11 protein-coding genes are annotated in these 15,185 nt (G+C 46.5%); 9 read left to right on the top strand and 2 right to left on the bottom strand.

Annotation, left to right across the window (positions count from 1 at the left end; genetic code table 11):
* Positions 1 to 536: 536 nt before the first annotated feature.
* The 5 genes from rne to MHM87_RS10045 all read left to right on the top strand — a co-directional run bounded on the left by rne (position 537) and on the right by MHM87_RS10045 (position 8,594).
* Positions 537 to 3,935 (top strand): ribonuclease E, encoded by a 3,399-nt coding sequence (gene rne, locus MHM87_RS10025; RefSeq protein WP_239258867.1) that lies wholly within the window; start codon positions 537 to 539, stop codon positions 3,933 to 3,935.
* Between the two features lie 106 nt (positions 3,936 to 4,041).
* Positions 4,042 to 5,184, top strand: a complete 1,143-nt coding sequence (locus tag MHM87_RS10030) for an ecdysteroid 22-kinase family protein (protein ID WP_239220241.1) — start codon at positions 4,042 to 4,044, stop codon at positions 5,182 to 5,184.
* A 207-nt stretch (positions 5,185 to 5,391) separates the two neighbouring features.
* The gene (locus MHM87_RS10035) at positions 5,392 to 6,963 is read left to right on the top strand and encodes a HAMP domain-containing sensor histidine kinase (RefSeq protein WP_239258869.1); all 1,572 of its coding nucleotides are present in this window, start codon (positions 5,392 to 5,394) and stop codon (positions 6,961 to 6,963) included.
* A 44-nt stretch (positions 6,964 to 7,007) separates the two neighbouring features.
* Positions 7,008 to 7,685 (top strand): response regulator transcription factor, encoded by a 678-nt coding sequence (locus MHM87_RS10040; RefSeq protein ID WP_014949203.1) that lies wholly within the window; start codon positions 7,008 to 7,010, stop codon positions 7,683 to 7,685.
* Positions 7,686 to 7,766: 81 nt separating this feature from the next.
* Positions 7,767 to 8,594 (top strand): haloacid dehalogenase type II, encoded by an 828-nt coding sequence (locus MHM87_RS10045; protein ID WP_014976317.1) that lies wholly within the window; start codon positions 7,767 to 7,769, stop codon positions 8,592 to 8,594.
* Positions 8,595 to 8,727: 133 nt separating this feature from the next.
* On the opposite strand, the gene MHM87_RS10050 is transcribed toward MHM87_RS10045, so the two are convergent.
* Positions 8,728 to 9,192 (bottom strand): GNAT family N-acetyltransferase, encoded by a 465-nt coding sequence (locus MHM87_RS10050; RefSeq protein ID WP_239258871.1) that lies wholly within the window; start codon positions 9,190 to 9,192, stop codon positions 8,728 to 8,730.
* A 224-nt stretch (positions 9,193 to 9,416) separates the two neighbouring features.
* Complete coding sequence (locus MHM87_RS10055) at positions 9,417 to 10,325, bottom strand: LysR family transcriptional regulator (RefSeq protein ID WP_239258873.1); 909 nt, start codon at positions 10,323 to 10,325, stop codon at positions 9,417 to 9,419.
* 144 nt (positions 10,326 to 10,469) lie between these two features.
* Here MHM87_RS10055 and MHM87_RS10060 point away from each other — a divergent pair, with 144 nt between their 5' ends.
* The 4 genes from MHM87_RS10060 to MHM87_RS10075 all read left to right on the top strand — a co-directional run bounded on the left by MHM87_RS10060 (position 10,470) and on the right by MHM87_RS10075 (position 15,150).
* Positions 10,470 to 10,931, top strand: coding sequence for a nuclear transport factor 2 family protein (locus MHM87_RS10060; protein ID WP_014979105.1), 462 nt, complete (start codon positions 10,470 to 10,472; stop codon positions 10,929 to 10,931).
* Positions 10,932 to 10,983: 52 nt separating this feature from the next.
* Positions 10,984 to 11,661, top strand: a complete 678-nt coding sequence (locus tag MHM87_RS10065) for a glutathione binding-like protein (protein ID WP_075176416.1) — start codon at positions 10,984 to 10,986, stop codon at positions 11,659 to 11,661.
* 11 nt (positions 11,662 to 11,672) lie between these two features.
* Positions 11,673 to 12,683 (top strand): pyridoxamine 5'-phosphate oxidase family protein, encoded by a 1,011-nt coding sequence (locus MHM87_RS10070; RefSeq protein ID WP_239258875.1) that lies wholly within the window; start codon positions 11,673 to 11,675, stop codon positions 12,681 to 12,683.
* A 142-nt stretch (positions 12,684 to 12,825) separates the two neighbouring features.
* Positions 12,826 to 15,150 (top strand): FdhF/YdeP family oxidoreductase, encoded by a 2,325-nt coding sequence (locus MHM87_RS10075; RefSeq protein ID WP_239258877.1) that lies wholly within the window; start codon positions 12,826 to 12,828, stop codon positions 15,148 to 15,150.
* Positions 15,151 to 15,185: the final 35 nt, after the last annotated feature.

Raw genomic sequence — 15,185 nt, forward strand, 5'->3', positions numbered from 1 at the left:
TAAAAACAACAACAAGACCGAAAATCAGCACGCATCTGAGTGTGTTGTTTTAACTTGTAAACGATAAAAGCATGGTTTGAGCGTCGGTGACATCAGCAATGATAAGTGTTCGATGAAATAACACATTCATACCGACCCCGCGAGAGAGGCAACGACTACACTGCCGTAAAAAGCGAGGCCATGCTTGCGAACATAAAATAAGTTTGCCGTTTAGCTAACAGAATTAAATGACAATTGAGTGGCAAAAATGATGCCGCTTGAAAAAATGAAATGAGTAATAAGGGCTAGTCGCTCCCGACATCCTTAAAGCAGTGTGAACATGAATGCATCTGTACGATTATACGTGTCAATTCACGATCGTATGGGTTTGCGCTTAAGATAAAGGCGCTTGTTTATTCGCGTGAGTGTTTGCCCACCAGGGATAATGCGACGTTACAACAAGGTCCCCGTCCAGCCGTGAGGTTGCGCGGTGAGGGTTTGCACATGTCACTTTAATTTTGTGTCTTAACGGCTGTACGAAAACAGAGTTAGATACAATGAAAAGAATGTTAATTAATGCAACTCAGCAAGAAGAGTTGCGCGTTGCTCTTGTCGATGGGCAACGGTTGTATGATTTAGATATAGAAAGTCCAGGACACGAGCAGAAAAAAGCGAACATCTACAAAGGTAAAATTACCCGCGTTGAACCCAGCTTAGAAGCTGCTTTTGTTGACTACGGTGCAGAGCGCCACGGCTTCCTACCCCTCAAAGAAATTGCCCGCACTTACTTCCCTAAAGGTTACAAATTCGAAGGCCGCCCTAACATCAAAGATGTGATTAAAGAAGGCCAAGAAGTAATTGTTCAAATTGATAAAGAAGAGCGCGGCCAAAAAGGCGCTGCATTAACTACATTCTTATCGCTCGCAGGCAGTTACCTAGTACTTATGCCAAACAACCCTCGCGCTGGCGGTATTTCACGCCGAATAGAGGGCGATGAGCGTACAGAGCTTAAAGAGTCACTAAGCAAATTGGACCTTCCTGAAGGTATGGGTTTGATTGTTCGCACTGCGGGGGTTGGCAAATCTTACGAAGAGCTAGAATGGGATTTAAAAGTCTTGCTTACCCATTGGGAAGCTATCTCTAGCGTTGCTGAAGAACGCGAAGCCCCTTTCTTAATTCACCAGGAAAGTAACGTAATTGTTCGTGCTATCCGCGACTACCTACGTCGCGATATTGGCGAAATCCTTATCGATAAAACCAGTATTTATGAGCAAGCTTTACAGCACATTCAATTAGTGCGCCCTGACTTTGCAAATCGCGTAAAGCTCTATCGTGGTGAAGTGCCGTTATTTAGTCACTACCAAATCGAAAGCCAAATTGAGTCTGCATTCCAACGCGAAGTGCGTTTGCCTTCTGGCGGCTCAATTGTTATCGACCCAACAGAAGCACTAACCTCTATAGATATTAACTCTGCCCGTGCAACAAAAGGTGGTGATATTGAAGAGACAGCGCTTAACACAAACCTAGAAGCGGCAGACGAGATTGCCCGTCAACTGCGTCTTCGTGATCTAGGTGGATTGGTTGTAATCGACTTCATTGATATGACGCCAGTACGTCACCAACGTGAAGTTGAAAACCGCATGAAAGACGCGGTGAGAAGCGACAGAGCACGAGTACAATTGGGTCGTATTTCCCGCTTTGGCCTTCTTGAAATGTCCCGTCAGCGTTTACGTCCTTCTCTAGGCGAATCTGCGCACCACGTGTGCCCACGATGCTCTGGTCACGGTACCATTCGTGGCACTGAGTCTTTGGCACTGTCTATTCTTCGTATTTTGGAAGAAGAGAGCATTAAAGAAAACACGGGGCAAATTGAAGCGCAGTTACCCGTTCCAGTTGCGACCTATCTACTTAACGAAAAGCGTAAGTCAATTCAGCTTCTCGAAAAGCGTCACGGCGTAGATTTACTGCTTATTCCTAATGCAAACCTAGATACACCGCACTACCAGGTATTACGCAGACGTCCAGATGACGTTATATCTGAAGCGAGTTACGACGTAGAGTTAATGCCTGCGGTAGAAGCTGAGACGGAAACAACGACTTCTGCACCGGTTAAGCGTGAAGAGCCAGCACTGAAAGGCCTTGTTGCACCAACGGCTGCACCTGTAGTTGCGCCAAAAGAAGAAACAGCAAAGAAAGCCGACGATGTGCCTTCACTATTTGCCCGATTTGGCAAATGGATTAGTGATTTATTCGGTAGCGAAAGCGAAGAAGAAACCAATAAAGACAAGAAGCCACAGTCTGGTAATAAAAATAGAAACAACCGCAGCCGCAATAATGACGACCGTCGCCGCAAGCCGCGCAACAAGAACAATCGTCGTGGCAATCAGTCTCAAAACAGAGACCAAGGTAAAGACCAAAATCGCGATGGTGAGCAGAATGATAATCGCAAACCGCGCGGCGATCAGCAGCGAGACCAGCGCCAAGATCAAGATGATAAGCGCAATAACAAAGGTCGTAAGCCTCGTAAGGCACAACAACCTCGCGATGAGCAACAAAAGCCTAAGCACGAGAAGCAAGACGGCGAGCAGCAAGAAAACCAAGCGCAGAAGAAGCGTGAAGTTGCTGAACGCAGAAAACGTCGTGACAAGCGCCGCAGCGTCCGTGTGAAGAAAGATGACAACGGGGCAACTACTGTTGAACAAAACGAAGCCCAGGCTGCGCCAGTAGTTAAAGAAGCGCCATCGCAGCACAAAGCTAAAGCTGACGCCAAGCCTAAAGCGCCGAAAGCAGAGTCACCGGTTGAAAACACTGCTGAACAGAAGAAGGATGAGCAAAAGCCAGCAGTCAAAGCCGCGCAAAAGCCAGCGGATAAACCTGCTGAAGCGAAGCCAGTATCGGATGCTGTTAAGGGTGAAGATGACTCATCAGCGATTACCAGTGATGCCGTTGACGGCACTGATGCAAATACCGACGCTAACAGCGAAGAGCATGGTCAAAAACGTGAAGGCCGTGGCCGTTCACGCCGCTCTCCACGTCACGTTCGTGCCGCTGGTCAACGTCGTAAGAAAGAGTCGCAGCAAGTTGACGATTCAGACACGCAAGCTAAACAGCCTGGTGAGTTGTCACCGCAGCAGCCAGAAGCAGAAGTTGAAGCGACAGCTAAGACAGATGCACCTGTTGTCGAAGAAACACAAGCAAAAGAGCCTGGGCAACTAGCGCCAGCTGAAGAGCAACCTGTTGCTAAGCAAGAGAAAGCAAAACTTGACGTTGAAGCCGTTCAGGACGAACTTCAGTTTGATGCAGAGCCTTTAGCGGGTAAAGAACCTTCAGCGGGAAATAAGCCTTCAGCGGATGCAGAGCCGTCAGCGAACGATAAACCTTCGGAAGCTGTAGACTCAACTGATGAAGTAACGTCAGCAGACGATAACGCGACAACTGAAGCTAAACCGGCTAAAGAAGCTCAAACTTCAGTGCAAGAAAGCAACGTTGAAGAAACAGCTCCGGCAGCACAAGCGGAACCGGCAGTTGAAGCTAAAACAACGCAAGCTGATACGGCGCCAGAAGCTAAAGACGAAGCAACAGCATCGCCAGAGCAAGTTGAAATAAACTTGGCTGACGCACCTGTAGTTGCAGAACCAGAAGCACAGGTACAAGAGGCGAAAGCAGATACGCCAGCGGCTAAAGAAGAGGCTGAAACAACAGCAGCGCCTTCTTCGAGCCTAGCAGCGAGTGGCAAAGGAAAGCGTGGCGCATCGCACCCTATGGCATTGCCTGCAGCAGTAAACGACGCATTTGTTGATGTAGCGCTTACCGCTAAAGCTGACGACACACGACCTGCACTCGCAGTATCGGGTAAAACTGCAGCGATGTCGCACGTAACGTCACGTGCATCAGCAGTAACAACGCTTCCTCAGTCGGTAGATGACGTTGCCGAAGTAGCAGCAGTGGCTGAATAATTTTCAGTCGCTAGTGCGCTACTAGCTAATTGATGTAAAAGCCGCTTTCGAGCGGCTTTTTTGTTTGCTAGTGTACGTTTAACATCGAGTCCGAGTTGAGAATAAAATGTCAGATACGGTAAACCAGCAGTATATAGATTGGTTAAGCCAAGTATGTAGCGCGCAAGTATTAGACACACAAATGATTCAACCTCTTTGGAGTGGCTACGGTGCGTGCTTTCGTGCCACTTTGGGCTATCCCAATAGTACTTTTTCAAAGAACCAGGACGAGAGTAGCCCTTTCCAAGAAAGCCAGTATCACCAAGCTCAACAAAACCCACTTGGCGCGCAACAAGGTGGAGACGAAGCAGCGCTAAAAGTAGTCGTGAAATGCGCCACTCCGCCACACAGGCTCTCTCACCCTAAAGGCTGGAATGGTGAAGCTAGCCACAACCGTAAGTGCCAATCTTTTAAGGTAGAGAACTGTTTTTATAGCGACGTTCAAGTCCAAACTGATGCGTCGTGCCGTACAGCTAAATACTTAGGGCACAGCCAACAGGGCGAAGCCTCCCTTCTTGTTATGGAAGACTTAGCACACAGCGGCTATTCTCGCACGGCCTCTTCACTTACCGCTGCGCAATGCATCACTGTTCTAAAATGGCTTGCCAACTTTCATGCACGCTTTGTCAATGTGAGAGATGAATTTGATAGCCGACGTTTACAATTATGGCCTGAAGGCACTTATTGGCACTTGGCAACCCGTGAAGATGAGTTCAACGCCATGTCGGATGGATTACTAAAGCAACATGCTGTCGATATATCTACCACGTTAGGCGACGCTCACTATCACACTTTGGTGCACGGCGATGCTAAAGTGGCTAACTTTTGTTTTACCGAAGATTTTTCTGACTGTGCAGCTGTCGACTTTCAGTACGTGGGTTATGGCGCAGGCATAAAGGACGTGGCGTATTTTTTGGGCAGTGCCCTATCAACCCAAACCCACATGAAACATCGTGATGCATTGCTCGATAACTACTTTCAAGCGCTCGAAGATGCGCTACACACTCGATTGGCTAACAATGATAGTTCGGCTTGTTTCAAGCGTGCTGATATTGCGCTTATCATTGCTGAATGGAAGTACCTGTACCCCTTCGCCTGCGCTGACTTTTATCGGTTCTTAGCGGGTTGGAGCCCCGAACACTGGAAAATAGATGAAGAGCTCCAATATCAAACAGATATTGCCTTGTCTATTCTTGAGCGCACGGCTTAAACGATTACGTTTTCATAGTGATCACGACTTTTATGAACGTACTTTTTCTCTCTCGCGCGCCCTTTTTTACGTTCTATTTCTACACCAATTCAGACGACATGTCGCTGGTAGCCCATCTGCTCTGACTTACTATTTTATTGCCGTGAAACTGCACCATTAAATTACATTTAGCGTATATAGTGACAAATAATCATAACGCTGCTGCCAATGTACAAACGTAAACTCTACCTTTTTGGGCTACTTTCCACTTTTATTCTGTTGATTGCTTTAGCCAGTGCAGCCATATCTGCGCATTTAACGCGCACTAACTTAGCGCAAGCTCAACTCGCTCAATCCCTGCTGTCAGAGCACCAGCAGTTATCAAGTATTTCCTACAGGCTTTTCAAACAGCTAACCGATGAGCTTATTTTTGGCAAGAATGCGAACCAAGCGAAAGTGAGAAACAAACAACAACAAATAGAAAACTCGTTGAACCGTATAAAATCTCTGGAACTTGCCCAACGCGAAGCACTAGGGCTTGAGGCAACATTAGGAAGTGTTGAAGATACCGATGAACTTGAAGCGCTGATTCAAGGCATTGTGGAAGAGTTTAGAGCTATTGCGCTAAGTAACGACAGTACTCCACTTAATCAACAGCAGCGCCTTCAAACATTACTTGAAATAACTATCGACAACCAGTTTAGGGAGGCCATCAACTCTGCAGTAAACCGCCAGACAGGCGTTGTATCCCGCATTAACGCTAGCATTGAAACGCTAAACAGCAGCATTGTGTGGTTTACTATCAGTTTAGGCCTTATCACCTGTCCTTTCATTCTGCTGGGTTGTTATTGGCTATTCAATGCCCTGTATCAGCCGCTTACAGTTATTCGCACGGGTACCGATGCCATTGCCTCGGGAAACTACCACTATCGATTGCCTGAAACCCTGGATAGCGAATTTACTGACTTGGTCAAAGCACTAAATTCCATGATAGCGCGACTACAAGAACACGAAGACCAGGCTGATGCCCATCGTAAGCACTTAGAGTTTGAAGTGGAGAGCCGAACCCGGGCTTTAAAAGAAGCCAACAATAAACTCACTCAGCTGGACGCAAAGCGCCGACAATTTATGGCTGATGTAAGTCACGAATTGCGCACACCCTTAACCATTATTCGTGGCGAAGCTCAGGTAACCCTTAGGCAGGCTGCGGCTAGCAACGAGATTTATGAAGAAACGCTAGAAACCATACTTGAGCAAGCCGTGAACTTAAGTAAGTTGGTTGATGATTTGCTGCTGCTAGCGCGTGCCGAGATGCACGAATTTACTGTAGATCTGGTTAAATCTGACTTACATAACCTGCTTACACAAAATATGGCGTTATGGCAAAAGCTCACAAAGCCAAGAGACTTAGATCTTAAATGGCTTGCCAATAATGAGGTCCAAGTGCTCATCGACAAAGACAGAATTGCGCAGGTACTGACCATCCTTATCGAAAACGCGCACAAATATTCTTATCCCGATACGCCCATTGTGCTGCGCGTTGAGAGCGAAGGCCCGAATATCAACGTATCGGTCATTGATAGCGGTGAAGGCATTTCGTCAAGTGATTTGCAGCACGTTTTTGAACGCTTCGTTAGGTTAAAGCGCAAAGGCAATGGAATGGGGCTAGGTTTGTCTATCGCTAAAGCGATAGCAGAAGCCCACCACGGTACATTGAGTGCGCATTCCACATTAGGTAAAGGCTCGCAGTTCACGTTGACGCTGCCAGTTTTACAAGACCACGCGACGTCCTTAGATTAATAACAACCGTTAAGTAACTTCGAACGACTAGGATCATAACAACAATGAAAATTCTTATTGCTGATGACGAAGCCCCCTTGCTACGCTTTCTATCACGAGGCTTAAGCGCTGAAGGTTTTGAGTGCATCGAAGAGTCGGCATTACACAACTTAGTCACGCGCATTCGCCATGAAGCCCCTGCTATTATTGTACTTGATCGCATGTTTGGTGATGAAGATAGCGTAGAGCTGCTGCCCGCAATCAAGTCGCTTCCCCATGCCCCTATGGTTTTGTTACTAACCGCGGTGGACGAAGTACGCGAGCGCGTGAATGGTTTAAAACAAGGCGCGGATGACTATTTGTGCAAGCCATTTGACTTTGACGAACTACTTGCGCGCATAACGGCCTTAAGCCGAAGAGTGACGAATACACCGGTTACCCAATTAGGCCTCACCATCGGACCGTTAAACATCGATGACGAGTCACGTATTGCGACATTGTCTGGGGAAGAGATTTCACTCACCAAACTAGAATACGACATGCTCTACTACTTCGCAGAAAATGCTGAAAAAGTGCTGTCTCGAGAACGCATATTAAGTCGAGTATGGCGAAGCCACAGCGATCCGTTAACTAATGTTGTTGATGTGTATATCAGTAGGCTGCGACAAAAGCTTCACAGCAGTGATGCCATATTTATTGAAACTCTGAGAGGCAACGGCTATCGGTTGACCACCAGAAAATAGTCGTTTCGTCTCATTAGCTATTGCATTCATGTGTTATCCCGCCTAATTTGAACACTCGTTCAAATTTTATAAAGGATAATTATGGCTCGCTCACCTTCTTCATTACTCTCAAGGCTATGTTGCGCAACCGCTGTAGGCATTAGTCTATTGTCATCACCAGTCTTCGCTCAGACAGACACCAGAGGTGCCGCGCAGCCTGATAAGAATACAGCAATGTCTGCACGGGAATTGCGAGCACCAAAGGTTATCTTTTTCGATGTTAATGAGACCTTACTTGACCTCACCGCCATGCGCAGCTCGGTAGGCGAAGCCTTGGGCGGTCGAGATGATTTGTTGCCACTGTGGTTCTCTACTATGCTGCATCATTCACTGGTTGATTCAACGACTGGCCGCTTTCATACCTTTGGAGAAATTGGCGTTGCCTCCTTGCTGATGGTGGCTGAAATTGAAGGTATTGAATTGACCAAAGCGCAAGCGAAAACGGCAATTGTCACGCCATTGCGAAGCCTACCACCCCATCCTGACGTGCGCGATGGCTTACAGGCACTTAAAAACAAGGGTTATAAACTAGTAAGCCTTACCAACTCGTCTAATCAAGGCGTATATACTCAATTTAAGAATGCTGATCTTTTGTCTTATTTCGACGAACGACTAAGTGTAGAAGACATTAACTTATATAAGCCCGATACACGCACGTATGAGTGGGCTATTGAAAAAATGGGTATAGCAGCAGAAGACGCTATGTTAGTGGCGGCCCACGGTTGGGATATTGCTGGTGCTAAACAGGCAGGCTGGCAAGCCGCGTTCATTGCACGCCCCGGTAAGGTACTTTACCCGTTAGCAATAGCGCCTGACACGGTGGTAAGCGGACTAGATGAATTAGTCTCCCAATTACCTGATGCCAAATAAGCGTTAGGGTTGATGGTATCTAGGTGCACATAAAAGCACAGCTTAAAGGTTGGCACGGGTAAACATAATTATTAGGTTAAACGCCTGGGCCATAAAAGGTCATGCAAACCAATATTTCGAGCTAGGCACTGAGCTACTCTGTTGCCGTGCCTGCTCTTTTCATATCGATGTGAGGAATATCGTCTTCCAAGTACATAGTCGAGGTGGCTTCAAACCCAAAACCTTCATAAAACCGTTTTAAATACTCTTGCGCGCCAATTTCAATATCACAGCCTGGCCATAACGCCTCACAATGATCAATGGCTTCACGCATAAGTGCTCTGCCCGCCCCTTTACCTCTGAAAGCTTCGCTGGTAGCTACTCGACCGATACTCACCGATGGATAACTAACCCCTTCGCCAAGTAATCGTGCACACGCTACCAATTTGTTATCTTGAAACCCCATTAAGTGATGAGTTTTTGGATGGCGGTCTTTTTCGTCAAGCTCCGAATAGGCACAGTTTTGCTCAACGACAAAAACATCGACACGCAGCTTGAGCAAGTCGAAGAGTTGATGATTAGTCAGTTCATTAAATGTAAGTGATTGCCAGGAAACCATGTTGCCTCGATGATTTTTTATTATTAACGTTTGAGTAGCGCCTTTAACAGATCCTGTTAAAGTTATAGATGTCAAAATACAAATTTTAAGATGCCAATTTTAAAATGCTAACTTTAAAATCTCTGCGACGATAACGATTGGTTTAGTGTAACGCAACCCATTTTACTCACAACTTATGCTACAGCCTGAGCACCACACGCGTAGGTCAAGATACTCTGGATTATTCAGGCTCTAGGGTTAAGATACTCGTTGTTCGCCAACCCTGCCTTGACATAGTCAATGAACATTTTAACCTTAGTAAGGTTCTTACGCCCTTCAACACTTACCACCTGTATAGGCAACTTTTTGTCTTCCACATCTTCTAACAAACTTACCAAATCACCACTTCTAAGTGCTTCTGCAACCTGATAGGACATCAACCGAACAACCCCAACGCCTGCAATGGCGGCGTTAATAGCCGCTCTGTTTTGGTTGGATTGAAAACGAGGTGTGAGCTTAATGGCAATAGGTCTGCCGTTTTTGTGATACGTCCATACCGCTGGCTCGTTAAAGCGCGTCGGATAAAGCACACTATGCCGTTTTAAATCTTCTGGCTTTTTTATGGCCGGGCTACTCGCCAAGTAGCTAGGCGCCGCACAGGTTACACGCCGTACGTATCCTACCGTAACACCGTAAAGCGAGGAGTCTTTCGGGTTACCTATACGTATTGCTACATCCATATTGCTATCAATTAGATTCACCACATCGTCGTGAAAATGCCCGTTAACCCTAATGTCGGGATAGTCCTTAAGGAATTGGGATATTATTGGCGTTACATAACGTTCGCCGAACAAAATGGGTGCCGTGATATTAAGCTCACCTTTGGGCACTAAATCAATGCCAGACACAGCAGCTTCACATTGCTCAATATCTGCCAGTATACGTGAAACATGAATAAGGTAATGTTCACCAACCTCACTCAATTTCACTTGCCGCGTTGTGCGATGAAAAAGTCGAGTATTTAACTGTGCCTCTAAATGCGCAATACACCGAGTAACCGCAGGCGCTGACATCGACATCACGTCTGCAGCTCCTACAAAGCTTCCCGACTTAGCAGCCTCTGCAAACACTCTCATGCACAAAAGCTTGTCCATATTATTTCACTCAATGAAATTATAAATTTCAAAAATAGCTAATTATTAAATAAAAGGAAAGTTCTAGTATCGCTATCAGCTTTTACACGTTTTCGTTCAGGTTAACGTTTTTACACTACAGCCCAATGCCTACAGGAGTTATTTATGAGACCACCGCTTCCCCCCTTTTCACCTGAAACCGCAGCGCAAAAAGTGCGCCTTGCTGAAGACGCATGGAACACCAAAGATGCGGTAAAAGTTGCAGGTGCTTATACCTTTGACTGCCGTTGGCGCAACCGAGCAGAATTTATTGAAGGACGTGCTCAAATAGTGAGTTTTTTGACGAGAAAGTGGAACAAAGAGCTCAACTATAAATTAGTAAAAGAGCTATGGGCATTCAACGCAAACCGCATAGCAGTGCGCTTTGCATACGAGTACAAGGACGATTCTGGTCAATGGTATAGAGCTTACGGTAATGAAAATTGGCAGTTCAACCTTGATGGCCTAATGGAAAAACGTATTGCCAGTATCAACGAACATCCTATTTCAGAAAGTGACCGAAAGTTCACGTGGGATGGCGAACGACGCCCTGACGATTTTCCCACTCTGTCCGAGCTTGAGCTGTAAACAATGTTGATAATAACACCCAACTAACCATTTCTATTGAGAGGATGAATTTATGACAAATCCAACAAGCAATACATTGCCAAAAAGCCCTATTGTTTTGATTCAAAACCCTAAATCTGGCCACTGCCACAAGGTTTCATTGTTTATGGCACTGAATGCCATCCCTTTCACAACCGTTGAGCCTGACATGGCCAAAGGCGAGCACAAGAGTGAACGCTTCAGCTCACTTAACGTGTTTAAACAAGTCCCCGTGATAACAGACGGTGATATCACTTTGGCTGACTCCAATGCCATTCTGGTTTATTTGATCCACGCATACGCAGACAGTGACTATTGGCTCGGAAAGGACGCCAAAGAAAAAGCGCTAATTCAACGCTGGCTATCAGTCTCAGCGGGTGAACTTGCTAAAGGGCCGGCCGCCGCGCGATTAGAATACGTATTTGGAGCAACTATTCATGTGCCCACAGTACTAGCCACCAGCGAGACGTTACTTGCAAACATGGAGGCTCATCTAGAAAACACGGTAAGTGCTTTTTTGGTTGGCGAACACGTTACCGCAGCAGACATCGCCATGTATTCGTATATAGCTCATGCCCCTGAAGGAGGAATATCGTTGTCCAAGTTTCCTCTTATCAATGCTTGGATAAATGCGGTTGAGAGTCTGGATAATTTTGTCCCAATGCCAGCGTCTGACATCGCACCAGCGCGCAATACCAGTCAGCATAGTTAATTGAGGTCGTTATGTCTCTACCTAAGCTATCATCCTTGAACCCAGCGTTTCATCAAGGCGAAATTGCACTGCAAAAAAAGCTGGAAATTGACAGGGAAATCGGTGAGCGAACGAATGGTTTTATCCGTAGCTTTATGCCGGAACAACACAGGCAGTTCTTTACATCCAGTCCGTTCACTGTTTTCGCCTTGGTAGACGAAAAAGGCCACCCTGTAGCCACGCCTGTTTGGGGAGAAGGAGATTTCATAGAAAGTCCCTCTGCTACCCAATTGCGCTTTAGCCTACCAGTAGAAGTTTGGAATATGATGCAACACTCGTTAAATCTCGACGCGACTTCAGGCAGCAAAATTGGAATCGTCGGCATTGAATACGCTACAAGGCGAAGAAATCGGTTGAACGGTACGATAAGTCACGCAACTAATGAAAACCTTACGGTATTGGTAGATCAAAGTTTCGGTAACTGCCCCCAATACATTCACAAACGAACCACAGTCAAAAAACAACGTGCCGTTCAGACTGCCCCAATGAAAAACACAGTAGGTGCCGGTGATTCTACATTTTTTACTTCAACATCGAATGTGCTCACCCCAAGCGCACGCTCGCTAATATCAAGGGCTGAAACGTTTTTTATTGCCTCACGACATAAATCTTTAGGCCATGCAGCGAATGAAGGGCTAGACGTTTCTCACAGGGGGGGCAAAGCAGGCTTTGTTAAAGTGGAAGGGAATTCGTTAATCTTTCCCGATTTTAGCGGTAATAAATTCTTTAATACCTTGGGCAACATCTTACTAGACCCACGCGTCGGTCTGTGTTTTTGGGATAATGAAACAGGTGACCTTCTGTTTATTAAAGCAAAGGCGAGTATCGAATCCCTCGAGTCGAATATAACCGCATTTGAAGGTGCAGAGCGCTTTGTGTCTCTTTCGGTACTCTCGATAACACATATTTCGGGTGTGTATCCCTACTCCCATGAGATCACAGACATGTCCCCCTATGCACTAAAGACAGGCGACTGGAAATAAGCGGTTAATTGATGAACCCTATCATCTAGTTAGCGTAATCAATTGGAATACCGTAACCAGAATGGTTACGCTGTTTAGACAAAAAGTCTTGGTTAGGTTTTGTAGACAAGGGCAAATGCCCGCGTAGACACAGGGGCAGAACATGAGTGATAAGCGCAACATCAAAACGTACAACAAACCCGCTGGCGGATGGGGAGCACTAAAGAGTGTAACCCAGAGCTGGATCCAAAGCGAAAAGCCACTTAAGAATCTACGAGCCATGCTCAAGACGAACCAAGACAAAGGCTTTGACTGCCCAGGCTGTGCGTGGGGTGAATCACCAGAAAGTGGTTTAGTGAAGTTTTGTGAAAATGGTGCTAAAGCAGTGAACTGGGAGTCTACCGGTCGCTATGTAGACCCAACATTTTTCTCAAAGTATTCGGTCGGCTCACTGAAAAAGCACACCGACTACTGGCTTGAGTCACAAGGGAGACTCACCCACCCTATGCGCTACAATGCTCAAGCAGACCATTACGAACCAGTATCATGGGACGATGCCTTCGCACTTATTGCCAAACACTTGAAGGGTTTACATTCCCCTCATCAGGCGGAGTTTTATACCTCCGGGCGGGCGAGTAACGAAGCCGCCTATTTATATCAGTTATTCGTGCGCGCATTTGGCACAAATAATTTTCCCGATTGTTCAAATATGTGCCACGAAGCGTCGGGGCAAGGTATGAAACCTACGATTGGCGTGGGCAAAGGCACAGTTACGTTCAATGATTTTGCAAAAGCAGACACCATTTTTGTTATCGGCCAAAATCCGGGAACTAACCACCCTCGTATGCTAGAACCTCTTCGTGAAGCAGTACGAAGAGGGGCGCAAGTGGTATGCTTCAACCCGTTAAAAGAGCGTGGCCTTGAACGATTTCAAAACCCGCAGCATCCGGTTGAGATGCTAACCAATGGCTCTGAGCCAACTAATAGCGCCTATTTCAGGCCAGCTCTTGGTGGTGACATGGCGGTTATGCGCGGCATCGCTAAATGGCTATTAACTTGGGAACAAGAAGCCAAAGCAAACAATGCTCCTCCCGTATTCGACCACGACTTTATTAACGCACATACCAATGGAATGGACGACTATTTGAGTGCCGTTGAAGCGACGAACTGGGAGCATATTGAAGCGCAGAGCGGTTTATCAAAAGACGAAATACGTCACGCGGCAACCATGTACAAACGTGGAGAACGGGTGATCATGTGCTGGGCAATGGGGATCACCCAACACAAGCACTCAGTAGCTACGGTTCAGGAAATAGTGAACGTACAACTACTACGAGGAAACGTGGGCAAGCCTGGTGCAGGGCTTTCTCCCGTTCGTGGCCACAGCAATGTGCAGGGGGATAGAACTGTGGGTATTAACGAAGTACCCCCCAAAGCATTGCTTGACGCACTAGAGAACAAGTTTAACTTCGCCGTTCCACGAGAAAGAGGTCACAATACGATTCAAGCTATCCAGGCTATGGAAAGTGGTGAATCCAAAGTTTTCATCGGCCTAGGCGGTAATTTCGCCCAGGCGACGCCAGATACGCCGCGTACTCACGCTGCGCTGTCACAATGCGACTTAACCGTTCATATCGCCACCAAGTTAAATCGTTCTCACCTAACCACAGGTAAAGACGCGCTTATATTACCCTGCTTGGGACGTACTGAAATTGACATGCAGGCTAGCGGGCAACAAGGCGTGACTGTGGAAGATACGTTTTCTATGGTCCATATTTCTTATGGCCAACTTCCGCCAAGCTCGCCCGAACTTCGCTCTGAACCCGCTATTATTGCTGGTATCGCGAAGGCGACGTTAGGCAACACGCCGGTAGACTGGGACTTCTTAATAAGCGATTACGACAATATTCGTGAGCTCATTGCCGACACCATAGACGGTTTTAAAGACTTTAACACCAAACTCGCTCAACCAGGTGGTTTTCATTTAGGTAATGCAGCAGGTGAGAGACGCTGGTTAACACCATCGGGCAAAGCCGAGTTTGCTGCTAACGCCCTGCCTGATTCACTGTTAAATGCTGACCTCGTTGCGAAAGGTGAAGAGCCGGACCTCATTTTACAAACACTGCGCTCTCATGATCAGTACAACACAACTATTTATGGTATGGATGACCGCTACAGAAACGTGTTTGGCGCGCGGGACGTTCTGTTTGTCAATGAACGTGACATTAAGAAGCTGGGTTTTAACGATGGCGATAAAGTCGACATTACGTCAATGTGGAACGACGGCAAAACACGCCAAGTTAAACAGTTTATGTTGGTGGCTTACGACATCCCGCAAGGTCAAGCAGCAGCATATTACCCCGAAACCAATCCGTTAGTACCACTAGAAAGTTACGGTGATGGCACGTTCACACCAACATCGAAATTTATCGCGATCAAACTTTCGAAATCTGAATCAGATGGCCGAATAGCAGTCTCTGCGGTGTAAGCTTTTCGTTGCTTATCCGGTACTTATCAGTACAG

It is taken from the genome of Alteromonas sp. Cnat3-28, assembly GCF_022348265.1.
GTDB lineage: Bacteria > Pseudomonadota > Gammaproteobacteria > Enterobacterales > Alteromonadaceae > Alteromonas > Alteromonas macleodii.